A 13,641-nucleotide genomic window follows, 5' to 3' on the forward strand; every position below is an offset into this window, starting at 1 on the left:
AGAAGGAGGAACATCATGAGTAATCTGTACCTTTACGAACAAGGCATTACCGTAGGACACAAAGAAAACCGTCTTCATATTGAAGACAAAAACAATCAGGAGCGGTTTATCCCCATCGAACACATCGATAACGTTATTGTCTTCGGAGGGGTACAGCTTACATCCTCCTGTATCCAAAATCTTCTTACAAGAGGGATTCATTTGACTTGGCTCTCCAAGACAGGATCCTATTATGGCAGATTGGAGTCGACAAGCCATGTCAATATCCACAGACAGAGGATGCAGTTCAAAAAAAGTGAGGAGGAAGATTTTCGGCTTGGGATCTCAAAACGATTTATTGAGGGAAAAGCTCGAAACCAAAGGACCATCCTCCTTCGTCTCAACCGCTACAAAAAACAGAGCGAAATGCAAGTCATCCTCGACGAGATGGCAAAAATCATCCAAAGCATAGATCGGATAGAAACCATAGAAGCCCTCATGGGAAAAGAAGGTTATCTTGCAAAACTCTACTATCGAGGTTTGAACTTAATCTTAAAAGAAGAATTTGCTTTCGAGAAGAGGACCAAACGTCCTCCTAAAGATCCTTTCAATGCGATCTTGAGTTTTGCCTATACCCTCCTACACTATGAGATCTTTACCGCCGTTACCAGCAAAGGCCTAAATCCTTATGTAGCCTTCCTACATGCGGACAAGCACAACCATCCGGCGCTTTGCTCCGACTTAATGGAAGAATGGAGGCCCATACTGGTTGACTCCCTTGCAGTAGCTTTGATCAACAATGGAAAAATAAACCTTGAAGACTTTGAAGAAAACAAAGTGGTAAACGGCGTCTTTCTGACAAAGGAGGGATGCAAGATTATCATTGAAGAATTCGAAAAAAGGTTAAGACAGGAAGTGCACTATATTACCGAAGTACCTTATAAAATGAGCTTTCGTCGGATGCTGGAATATCAAGCGATGCAACTGATAAAAGCCATGGAAGATAACGATGGGAATTTCTATCAGAGTGTATTGATCAGGTGATGGTATGGAACAATGGGATGTATTGGAAGAAGACTTTGAACAACTGTACTTGGAAGACACCGTAACAGTTGTCGTCATCTACGACATTATTTCGAACACGAGAAGGACGAAACTGTCCAAACTGTTGTGCGGTTATGGATATCGGATCCAAAAATCTGCATTTGAGTGTATACTTTCCAAGGAGAAATGTGATAAAATGTTAAGAGAGATAGAAACTTTCGCACAAAAAGATGACTTGATAAGGATCTATCGACTCAACCAAATGGTTCAAACCACTGTATATGGAGAGAGGCAGGAAGCGGAAAATGAATTGTATTACTTTGTTTAAGGCTCCCGATATAGCAATATCAATAGATACAAAGGATATTTTTGCAGAAAAACACAAAAAATTTCCAAATGGATCGACCCTCCCGAAAATGCACCTTGAAAGCATTGCAACTACTATTCTCTATAAGCATAGGGTTTGAAAGAACCTAACTCCGAAAGGAGACGGAAACCAGTTTCCTCTTGTAATGGGAAGTGCAAAGGTCATAATGGTTTGAAAGAACCTAACTCCGAAAGGAGACGGAAACGAAGATCCTGATTTTTTAAAAACTCCATTACCTTTTTGTTTGAAAGAACCTAACTCCGAAAGGAGACGGAAACACTTCGAAGCTACATTTGACAAGAAAAAAACAGAAATCGTTTGAAAGAACCTAACTCCGAAAGGAGACGGAAACGGGATACATCTCACTTAGTTTGATTAAGACGTTATCCGGGTTTGAAAGAACCTAACTCCGAAAGGAGACGGAAACTAGAATAATTTATAAGAGGATACAAGATCCAATGTCTTGTGTTTGAAAGAACCTAACTCCGAAAGGAGACGGAAACGCATGACATCTGAAAAAGGGAAGAGTGTAGTTCAATCTCGTTTGAAAGAACCTAACTCCGAAAGGAGACGGAAACTTGAGCCAAGCAGGGATCGTCAGTGTCTTTTTGACGGCTTGTTTGAAAGAACCTAACTCCGAAAGGAGACGGAAACTCTCTTAATAGGATTACTATAGTAACTACAGCACCCACTAGTTTGAAAGAACCTAACTCCGAAAGGAGACGGAAACTACCAATATCCCTAGCAAGCGTTTCTATATCTTTTCAGGTTTGAAAGAACCTAACTCCGAAAGGAGACGGAAACTTATGGATTCTTTGAACTTTACCTTTAAGACACTCATCCGTTTGAAAGAACCTAACTCCGAAAGGAGACGGAAACTTGTGTCCACATCTGTTGCTACATCTTCAAACATTTTATGTTTGAAAGAACCTAACTCCGAAAGGAGACGGAAACCAAGAAAATTGTAATCGTATGGAAGCGATAAGAAGAGCGTTTGAAAGAACCTAACTCCGAAAGGAGACGGAAACCTACACCCTTCTACTTTTTTCACCGCAAAAAACATGTTGAAGGTTTGAAAGAACCTAACTCCGAAAGGAGACGGAAACCGAAGATCACGACGTTCCAAACGAAGAACTACTTCAAAGCGTTTGAAAGAACCTAACTCCGAAAGGAGACGGAAACTGGAAAAAAAGAAGAAGCGTTGAAAAAGTTGAAAAATCGTTTGAAAGAACCTAACTCCGAAAGGAGACGGAAACTATCACCATCTTCAAAATCACTAATATCTTTCGCATAAAAAGTTTGAAAGAACCTAACTCCGAAAGGAGACGGAAACAAAGGCTTACCAAAGTTTGCCTTGAAATGGTCTTTATCACGTTTGAAAGAACCTAACTCCGAAAGGAGACGGAAACCTATTTTAATTTTACCTTAGTAAAGACTGTCATTGTGTCGTTTGAAAGAACCTAACTCCGAAAGGAGACGGAAACTAGACGTAGAAGGGTTGTGTACTCTGATAGTAGAATACAGTTTGAAAGAACCTAACTCCGAAAGGAGACGGAAACTCTTTTACCGCCTTCTTAGTAGAAGGCTTTACCTTCTCAGTTTGAAAGAACCTAACTCCGAAAGGAGACGGAAACTAAAGAGGTACTACTGATAATGGTAGTACAAGTAGTGTGTTTGAAAGAACCTAACTCCGAAAGGAGACGGAAACGTTTCCTTTTTATCTAAATACCAGTGATTAAGATTTGTAAAGTTTGAAAGAACCTAACTCCGAAAGGAGACGGAAACTATAACCACCTCCTATTTTTCATTTGCTCTATATAAAACGTTTGAAAGAACCTAACTCCGAAAGGAGACGGAAACTCTAACCTATCGTGCACTATAGTTATAGGGAGAATAGTGTTTGAAAGAACCTAACTCCGAAAGGAGACGGAAACTCGAAGTACGGATCTTCGTACTTCTCGTGGAAATCCCGAGTTTGAAAGAACCTAACTCCGAAAGGAGACGGAAACTAACAAAAATGATTTCCGTAAGTGGTTATGAGACGCTTGTTTGAAAGAACCTAACTCCGAAAGGAGACGGAAACCATAATCTTACCTCCTTACATATACATGCGGGCAATTTGAGAGTTTGAAAGAACCTAACTCCGAAAGGAGACGGAAACAAACAAAAAGGAGATGTTATTATGATATCAAAAAGAGAAGGTTTGAAAGAACCTAACTCCGAAAGGAGACGGAAACTCACTCAGTTTGCTTACTTTGAGGTTGCCTATCATTCGGGTTTGAAAGAACCTAACTCCGAAAGGAGACGGAAACTCGTTAGTGTGTAGCTCTTTTTCATGATAGATTCCTCCAGTTTGAAAGAACCTAACTCCGAAAGGAGACGGAAACAATGTGAAGAGTTGATAGATAGAATTATTCCTGTATGTTTGAAAGAACCTAACTCCGAAAGGAGACGGAAACTAATATTTTTCATAGTTATACCTCATCTTTCCCGGGCTGTTTGAAAGAACCTAACTCCGAAAGGAGACGGAAACTCTGTCTCATCTGATGCTCTATAGCAATTCACCATTAGAGTTTGAAAGAACCTAACTCCGAAAGGAGACGGAAACTCGGCAACACCATCTCTTGGTGGAGTAAGGAGAACGTTTGTTTGAAAGAACCTAACTCCGAAAGGAGACGGAAACCTTGCTAGAGAGTGAGGTGATGTAGAATGCACCTCAAAGTTTGAAAGAACCTAACTCCGAAAGGAGACGGAAACTGGCGTAGTTTCTTCAAAGTAACTACCTTTTTGTTTTGGCAAGTTTGAAAGAACCTAACTCCGAAAGGAGACGGAAACTTAGTTAGAGTGCCTATAACCTCTTTAATTACTTCTGTTTGAAAGAACCTAACTCCGAAAGGAGACGGAAACCTGCCATCGTCTCGGGTCTGTCGAAACAGCTTGTCCTTGTTTGAAAGAACCTAACTCCGAAAGGAGACGGAAACTGAAGGAGGGTTTGCCCGCGGAGTAGAAAGGGTAGAGTTTGAAAGAACCTAACTCCGAAAGGAGACGGAAACTTGTTCGTAAAGAACTTTCTTCCTTCATTTAACATAGATTGTTTGAAAGAACCTAACTCCGAAAGGAGACGGAAACCGCTTGATAATCTAATGACACAACAGATTATCCCTGAGTTTGAAAGAACCTAACTCCGAAAGGAGACGGAAACTAGTAAGGGAGATTTTCAAAATATACGACATTACAAATGTTTGAAAGAACCTAACTCCGAAAGGAGACGGAAACCTGTTTCTTCTACACTTCCATCGGCAACAACAGTCGCATGGTTTGAAAGAACCTAACTCCGAAAGGAGACGGAAACAATTTCTTCAGCATTTGCAAACAATGTTTCATTTGTAAAGTTTGAAAGAACCTAACTCCGAAAGGAGACGGAAACTGGTTGGTAACATTGAATATGCAAGTGCTGGTTGGATGTGTAAGTTTGAAAGAACCTAACTCCGAAAGGAGACGGAAACGAAAGATGTATTTGGATGAAAGGACCCTTCCGACTTAGTTTGAAAGAACCTAACTCCGAAAGGAGACGGAAACGTCAAGAAGCTAAAAGGGGATATAAACCGAATGGAGGGCGTTTGAAAGAACCTAACTCCGAAAGGAGACGGAAACTATGCCTGACGATGCATCTTACGCAAACGTTGTAATCTTGTTTGAAAGAACCTAACTCCGAAAGGAGACGGAAACATTATACGAAGGGAATAGAGTGGGTTAATATATCGTTTGAAAGAACCTAACTCCGAAAGGAGACGGAAACTATATTGTCTCAATCTCTCAAGCTGTTTGTATAATTTGCCAGTTTGAAAGAACCTAACTCCGAAAGGAGACGGAAACTTGCTCGGTCAATGTCGTTCATAGAAATGCCTACTTCCGAGTTTGAAAGAACCTAACTCCGAAAGGAGACGGAAACTAACAGTTTATTAATGTACTGTATTATTCATTATAATAGGTTTGAAAGAACCTAACTCCGAAAGGAGACGGAAACTTTAAGGAGTCCAGCACCTCCTCTCTCAGTAAGGATTGACGGTTTGAAAGAACCTAACTCCGAAAGGAGACGGAAACAAGATACCTAAAACCTTCCTAACACAAGCCCCTTATACCAGTTTGAAAGAACCTAACTCCGAAAGGAGACGGAAACTCCAGATTCTTTTTGTGCTTGCCTGTTATTTGTTTCAAACAGTTTGAAAGAACCTAACTCCGAAAGGAGACGGAAACTCTTTGTTTCATTGCGTCCACCGTTTCACCGAACGGATCCGTTTGAAAGAACCTAACTCCGAAAGGAGACGGAAACTCGTCTTGTGTTTCAAACGTGTATCGTTCCCCTTTTTCCAAGTTTGAAAGAACCTAACTCCGAAAGGAGACGGAAACTCGAAATATATCCTTTCTATGAACCTTTGTTTTATCTCGTTTGAAAGAACCTAACTCCGAAAGGAGACGGAAACTTGTTGAACTCGTCTTTTGTCACAAAGTTCGATGTGTCCGTTTGAAAGAACCTAACTCCGAAAGGAGACGGAAACATGATTGAATTATGCAATTAAAAGCAAAGCATTCTCAGTTTGAAAGAACCTAACTCCGAAAGGAGACGGAAACTATCTTAGCTTCGGATTCCTTACCATTTTCGTCCACCAAGTTTGAAAGAACCTAACTCCGAAAGGAGACGGAAACTCGAATATACCCAACGTGAGGGCATTCGTCGCACCGAGTTTGAAAGAACCTAACTCCGAAAGGAGACGGAAACTTAAATGCATTACATCACCCCCTCTTTGTATATTCTCTTGTTTGAAAGAACCTAACTCCGAAAGGAGACGGAAACCTTCTGCCGCGGCCACTTTTTCCTCCTGCACAGGATCGGGTTTGAAAGAACCTAACTCCGAAAGGAGACGGAAACGTTTAAAGCTACCTTTTTCTTGGGCTTTTTTCACCTTCTCAAGTTTGAAAGAACCTAACTCCGAAAGGAGACGGAAACGCCTAGTTCTTCTCTTTCTTTGTTGCTCTCCGCGGCCGCGTTTGAAAGAACCTAACTCCGAAAGGAGACGGAAACCAAACATTGAAAAACACTATCCAAAGAAAACTTGTTTGGTTTGAAAGAACCTAACTCCGAAAGGAGACGGAAACGGATTTATCAGTAAATCGACAAGAGTTCGTGAGAAACCTGTTTGAAAGAACCTAACTCCGAAAGGAGACGGAAACTTGCTTCAATATGATTTTTTAAAAAAATAAATTAAAAAAAGTTTGAAAGAACCTAACTCCGAAAGGAGACGGAAACAAATGAAAAAGGAGAGATTGTTATGTACAATTACAGAGTTTGAAAGAACCTAACTCCGAAAGGAGACGGAAACGGAATTTAAAAAATAATTACCTAAACTTTTTTCATTTGTTTGAAAGAACCTAACTCCGAAAGGAGACGGAAACTTTTCTGCGCGAGCGATTATTGAAGATTACACTTCAAACGTTTGAAAGAACCTAACTCCGAAAGGAGACGGAAACTTTTTCATTTTCGTTCTCCTTTTCTCCCTCTGTGAGGGCTGGTTTGAAAGAACCTAACTCCGAAAGGAGACGGAAACAATATTATTTTTTTAGGCTTGGAAGTACTTCTTTATCTAGTTTGAAAGAACCTAACTCCGAAAGGAGACGGAAACTTTCGCTTCTTTGGTAGGTTTTGATCCAATCAACGGATCGGTTTGAAAGAACCTAACTCCGAAAGGAGACGGAAACCTCCAACAGTGCTTTACGTTCGCTCTCAGGTAATTCGTTTGAAAGAACCTAACTCCGAAAGGAGACGGAAACTCTTTTGATACTTTGTGCTTTGACTGTTTTTTCTTTTGTTTGAAAGAACCTAACTCCGAAAGGAGACGGAAACTGGATCAAACCCAGCACTCTCGTCTTTTCTTTTTCCAAGTTTGAAAGAACCTAACTCCGAAAGGAGACGGAAACTTTGTTTGCTTATTTTGTGCTAAGTGCAAAAATAGAATGTTTGAAAGAACCTAACTCCGAAAGGAGACGGAAACTCTTAGGAACCGATATCGTTCCTCACACAATTGATTCTGTTTGAAAGAACCTAACTCCGAAAGGAGACGGAAACCAAATATTCAAGTTTGTCCAGTTGAACGGATATCGCGTGTTTGAAAGAACCTAACTCCGAAAGGAGACGGAAACCAGATAAATGGATACGGTATCCTCCTTCAGGGTCAGAGTTTGAAAGAACCTAACTCCGAAAGGAGACGGAAACTATCTTCATATTCTTTAATCTGACTCTGGAGAGATAGTTTGAAAGAACCTAACTCCGAAAGGAGACGGAAACCCTTATTACCGCCAAAGAGAACTTCCATACCATTAATTGTTTGAAAGAACCTAACTCCGAAAGGAGACGGAAACCCTTGCAAGCTCCGCAAGGTAGGCGGTACAAGCAAATAAAGTTTGAAAGAACCTAACTCCGAAAGGAGACGGAAACATACAAAGAAACCGCCAGTATGAGAAAAATCATAGACGAGTTTGAAAGAACCTAACTCCGAAAGGAGACGGAAACAAAAACAACCAATCTCCTGTACCGAATGTGAAGATGGTCAGTTTGAAAGAACCTAACTCCGAAAGGAGACGGAAACTCGATAATGCCAAGGCTTTAACCATTCCAAGCCCTGTTTGAAAGAACCTAACTCCGAAAGGAGACGGAAACATTGCTTCAATGCCAATCTCGAGAGCATAAATGAGGTTAGTTTGAAAGAACCTAACTCCGAAAGGAGACGGAAACTGTTTTCAATTTGTTAACTCTATGTTAGCACACGTACCGTGTTTGAAAGAACCTAACTCCGAAAGGAGACGGAAACAAGAACTTTGCTACTGTATCTAAATATAATACCAGTAGGTTTGAAAGAACCTAACTCCGAAAGGAGACGGAAACCTGCCTTCGCGAGGGTATTTAAACATTGCCTCATGAAGGGTTTGAAAGAACCTAACTCCGAAAGGAGACGGAAACGGTGAACTCACCCGTGCACTCGTCCTCTACGAGGTGGGGTGTTTGAAAGAACCTAACTCCGAAAGGAGACGGAAACCCTGATTTCCCATATGGTAGCAAGAACTAATGGTAAAACGTTTGAAAGAACCTAACTCCGAAAGGAGACGGAAACAATATCTACAAAGTATCTCATGGAAATTCCCTCCTAAAAGTTTGAAAGAACCTAACTCCGAAAGGAGACGGAAACAAAAAGTATTTGATGATGTATCGGTTATTGAAGATAACCAGTTTGAAAGAACCTAACTCCGAAAGGAGACGGAAACGCCTTAAGGAAAGGTGGCATCTTCGTGAAGAAGATACGAGTTTGAAAGAACCTAACTCCGAAAGGAGACGGAAACTATAATAAGATTAATTGTATCATGGATGATATCTTCTAGTTTGAAAGAACCTAACTCCGAAAGGAGACGGAAACTAAGACTATTTGAGTTCATCAAAAAGGCGGTGAGAAAGGTTTGAAAGAACCTAACTCCGAAAGGAGACGGAAACTCAAGCTTAGTATTACAAGAAGGATAAACGTGTTTTACGTTTGAAAGAACCTAACTCCGAAAGGAGACGGAAACCTCAAGCTCCTTATTACCATACAAATCCCGCTCGGATGTGTTTGAAAGAACCTAACTCCGAAAGGAGACGGAAACAGTTTGAGCATATGATCTGTCGATTTCCTCTTTCCTCGTTTGAAAGAACCTAACTCCGAAAGGAGACGGAAACGTACTGCTCGTTTTACTGCCATCAGCTTCCCAACAGGTTTGAAAGAACCTAACTCCGAAAGGAGACGGAAACTCAAGTAGCCTTGATAGGCTTCAAGCGGACTTAATCCCTGTTTGAAAGAACCTAACTCCGAAAGGAGACGGAAACACAACCCCATGGTTAGAGCAACAGTGACTCAGACAAAAGGTTTGAAAGAACCTAACTCCGAAAGGAGACGGAAACTTCTTGATCAGATATATGAGTAATCTTATCTATGAGCATGTTTGAAAGAACCTAACTCCGAAAGGAGACGGAAACTATCCTCTATATAGTGCTTCTTGGGACGTATGATCTTAGAAGTTTGAAAGAACCTAACTCCGAAAGGAGACGGAAACTCGTTACCGACTTCATTCGTGTACTCTACTATCAAAGTGCGTTTGAAAGAACCTAACTCCGAAAGGAGACGGAAACCGAGGACTGTGATAGCCTTGATAGTACAATCTTCAAGTTTGAAAGAACCTAACTCCGAAAGGAGACGGAAACCCCAGCAAGAGAAGTTTTTAGAAAAATTGGAAAAGAAGGTTTGAAAGAACCTAACTCCGAAAGGAGACGGAAACTCAATGAAGACAAGAGAGTATATCGTTCCAACAGGTTTGTTTGAAAGAACCTAACTCCGAAAGGAGACGGAAACTTGTACCTTTATATCCTTCAATGATTTCTACAGAAGTTTCAGGTTTGAAAGAACCTAACTCCGAAAGGAGACGGAAACAGGTGTTCTTACCACTTGGTGTCTCATGTGTAAATACAAGGTTTGAAAGAACCTAACTCCGAAAGGAGACGGAAACACTCACCAGATTAGGGGCGAATGTTGTAAATATAATCAAGTTTGAAAGAACCTAACTCCGAAAGGAGACGGAAACTATTGTCTTTAACACACCATGGTGCCCACCGGATAATGTCTGTTTGAAAGAACCTAACTCCGAAAGGAGACGGAAACCCCTGCCTCCTTTCCTCATCCCTATTTGCGAAAACTTTCACGTTTGAAAGAACCTAACTCCGAAAGGAGACGGAAACTTATCAAATTTTAAAAAGTCATCCAATTTCTTTTCTGATTGTTTGAAAGAACCTAACTCCGAAAGGAGACGGAAACTCTAAACCTAAATCGTATTGCCATTCCCAAACCTTTTCCGTTTGAAAGAACCTAACTCCGAAAGGAGACGGAAACTCTTTTAGATATTGATTGTACATATCATTTTCATATCCAGTTTGAAAGAACCTAACTCCGAAAGGAGACGGAAACCTTCTCTATTTTCTTATCTACACACTCACCCAAGTAAGCGTTTGAAAGAACCTAACTCCGAAAGGAGACGGAAACCAGTGTTTGTGAAACCATACATCTTAGGAGGATTGAATTGTTTGAAAGAACCTAACTCCGAAAGGAGACGGAAACGTGGCAAAAGACGGCGATGAAGCTGTTCTTTGAAGAACACGTTTGAAAGAACCTAACTCCGGCGGAGACCGAAACCTTTAGTCCGGCCCTCAGTGCACTTCTTAGTGTCAGATGGTTAATTGGATGAACTTATAGCGAGATGTATCGGTCTCTGGTTGCAAATTGGTGGATATGTAAAATGGTATTAACTTTAGCGGAAACGGAAACAATAAGGACGGAAAAGTATTATGGAAAATATAGAACTAGTTTGAAAGAACCTAACTCCGGCGGAGACCGAAACCTTTAGTCCGGTCCTCAGTTCTTTTCTGGGGGTTGGATGGATGCAGGAAAAGAATGTAAAGAAATGTAAGAACTTTTGTTGTTCTGTTAGGCTCTTGCTGAAAAAACTTGATATGTTACAATAACAGTAACCCCTTTGGGGGACGGAAATTCTTTTTCTATTGGTAGAATTTCAGGTATGATATTCTCGTTTGAAAGGACTAACTCCAGCGGAGACGGAAACTTGCTCCGGCATTGTATTTGTCGCCACAAGCGTTTTTTCTCGTTTGAAAGAACCTAACTCCGGCGGAGACGGAAACCTTTAGTCCGGTCCTCGGTGTTTTTTTGGGGGTTGGATGGTTGTAAGGAGATGTTGTGAAAAATTTATAAGACTTTGCTTGTTGCTCTTTTGAATTCTTTCCGAAAAAAGTTATGTATGTTACAATAACAGTAACCTCTTTGGGGGACGGAAATTCTTTTTCTATTGGTAGAGTTTCAGGTATGATGTTACCGTTTGCAAGGACTAACTCCGGCGGAGACCGAAACCTTTAGTCCGGTCCTCAGTGCACTTCTTAGTGTCAGATGGTTAATTGGATGAACTTATAGCAAGATGTATCGGTCTCTTGTTGCAAATTGGTGGATATGTAAAATGGTATTAACTCTGGCGGAGACGGAAACCTCACACCTTTTTTATATTGCCATCTATCCTGAAAGATTATGTTTGAAAGGAACTAACTCCGAAAGGAGACGGAAACGTAAAGGTGCAGGACCTTTGGAAGATCGGATTTAAGAGTTTGAAAGAACCTAACTCCGGCGGAGACCGAAACCAAAATCGGGTTTGTTTCTTCAAAGTAGGAGCCTTTACAGTTTGAAAGAACCTAACTCCGAAAGGAGACGGAAACTGCATCGATGGCCGAGATCATGCTATAGAAGAGATCCATGTTTGAAAGAACCTAACTCCGGCGGAGACCGAAACCTTTAGTCCGGCCCTCGGTGCACTTCTTAAGTGTCAGATGGTTAATTGGATGAACTTATAGCAAGATGTATCGGTCTCTTGTTGCAAGTTGTTGGATATGTTACAATAACACTAACTCCGGCGGAGACCGAAACCTTTAGTCCGACCCTCAGTGCACTTCTGAGTTCTGGATGGTTGTAAGGAGATGTTGTGAAAAATTTATAAGACTTTGCTTGTTGCTCTTTTGAATTCTTTCCGAAAAAAGTTATGTATGTTACAATAACAGTAACCTCTTTTGGGGACGGAAATTCTTTTTCTATTGGTAGAATTTCAGGTATGATGTTACCGTTTGCAAGGACTAACTCCGGCGGAGACCGAAACCTTTAGTCCGGTCCTCAGTGCACTTCTTAGTGTCAGATGGTTAATTGGATGAACTTATAGCAAGATGTATCGGTCTCTTGTTGCAAATTGGTGGATATGTAAAATGGTATTAACTCCGGCGGAGACGGAAACTCTTCATATTGCTCATGGAGAACAACCTTATTGGAAAGGGTTTGAAAGAAGCTAACTCCGGCGGAGACCGAAACCTTTAGTCCGGCCCTCGGTGCTTTTCTGAGTGCTGGATGATTATAAATGAGGGAGTAGTATTCAATGAAGATGGAAACGTTTCATGCTTGTAGGCTACTACTGGAGGGATATCTCTCCTTTGAAAGACCATCACTCCGGCGGAGACGGAAACTTACATTCATCTTTGCTCCTCCTTTCGAGTAGTTCGAGTTTGAAAGAAGCTAACTCCGGCGGAGACGGAAACCTTTGGTCCGGCCCTCGGTGTTTTTTTGGGGGTTGGATGGTTGTAAGGAGATGTTGCGAAGATCTATAAGACTTTGCTTCGTTAAGTGCTTGCCGGAAGAAGTCGTGGTATGCTACAATGATAGTAACCCCTTTGGGGACGGAGGTAATTTATTCATATTTTCTTCCTAGTTTTTAAAATATTTGTAATGCGTTTACTCCGCAAGGAGACGGAACCAATTGTTTCTTTTTTCATTTTGTTTCCTCCTTTTTTAGAAGCAGCAAACTCCATTGGAGACGAAAATCTTTTATCCCGCTCTTGGTGTTTTTCGGTGCGGGATTTTTGATTGGGACATATACAATACGGTATCGGTATTATAGTATTCTCTTGTTGATACTACCATTCCTTTGAATTATGGATATAAACAATCTATGATCCATAGAAGATAAACCGATTTTTCGTGATTTGAAAAATAGATATATCCATACTTTTATTGAAAAATAGTATGAGATGAAAGTCTGAGGGATGTATCAGAAAGTTATACTAAAACGGCCGATATATAGAGATGTTTCATTTGTTCAGATCTGTTCGGCAAATTTGGTAATACTATTTTTCGTCTAAAATGTAGGGTATGAAACATCTATCATTGAAAAAAATTGAGGATGATATGCTTTAAAGTATTCGACCTGTCAATGTTAATAAATAAACAGTACAACTTATTGTGTACGCCCTCAGGGTCTATGCCGTGCTCTGCTGTTTTCTTTTCAGCCAATTACAAGCTAAGCTTGTCCTTCATAAAGAGAGACGATCGTTCTTCTTTTTTCACTTTCATATCTGAGTCCTGTGTTAAAAAATGTCTATACAGGTAAGCATTCAATGCAGCGGGTAGAGCAGTATATAGGTTGACTTTTCCAATGATGCGGTATTGCTTTAAAGCGATAGGAAGACTTTTTTAAAAGCCCGAACCAAGTATATATTGATAAATCTTATTCCCGTCTTTGACAGTTTTAGAATCGAAAAACCCACCAAACACATTGCAACTAAATGTATTGGCGGG

At 40.7% G+C, this 13,641-nt stretch carries 2 protein-coding genes and 1 CRISPR repeat array; both genes read left to right on the plus strand.

Annotated elements, in window-relative coordinates; all coding sequences use genetic code 11:
- Positions 1 to 15 precede the first annotated feature (15 nt).
- A complete protein-coding gene (gene cas1 / locus ACFO4R_RS01540) occupies positions 16 to 1,023 on the plus strand; it encodes a CRISPR-associated endonuclease Cas1 (RefSeq protein WP_379787206.1) in 1,008 nt (335 codons plus the stop codon).
- A gap of 4 nt (positions 1,024 to 1,027) precedes the next feature.
- Complete coding sequence (gene cas2, locus ACFO4R_RS01545; protein WP_379787207.1) at positions 1,028 to 1,351, plus strand: CRISPR-associated endonuclease Cas2; 324 nt, start codon at positions 1,028 to 1,030, stop codon at positions 1,349 to 1,351.
- A 133-nt stretch (positions 1,352 to 1,484) separates the two neighbouring features.
- A CRISPR array of direct repeats spans positions 1,485 to 10,581; the repeat unit is 36 nt; unit sequence GTTTGAAAGAACCTAACTCCGAAAGGAGACGGAAAC.
- Positions 10,582 to 13,641 lie beyond the last annotated feature (3,060 nt).

The organism is Filifactor villosus, assembly GCF_042652965.1.
In the GTDB taxonomy this organism is placed as follows: Bacteria; Bacillota; Clostridia; order Peptostreptococcales; family Filifactoraceae; genus Filifactor; species Filifactor villosus.

Coding starts and splice junctions, on each gene's coding strand:
- cas1 (WP_379787206.1), top strand. CDS start 16: ATGAGTAATCTGTACCTTTACGAACAAGGCATTACCGTAGGACACAAA.
- cas2 (WP_379787207.1), top strand. CDS start 1,028: ATGGAACAATGGGATGTATTGGAAGAAGACTTTGAACAACTGTACTTG.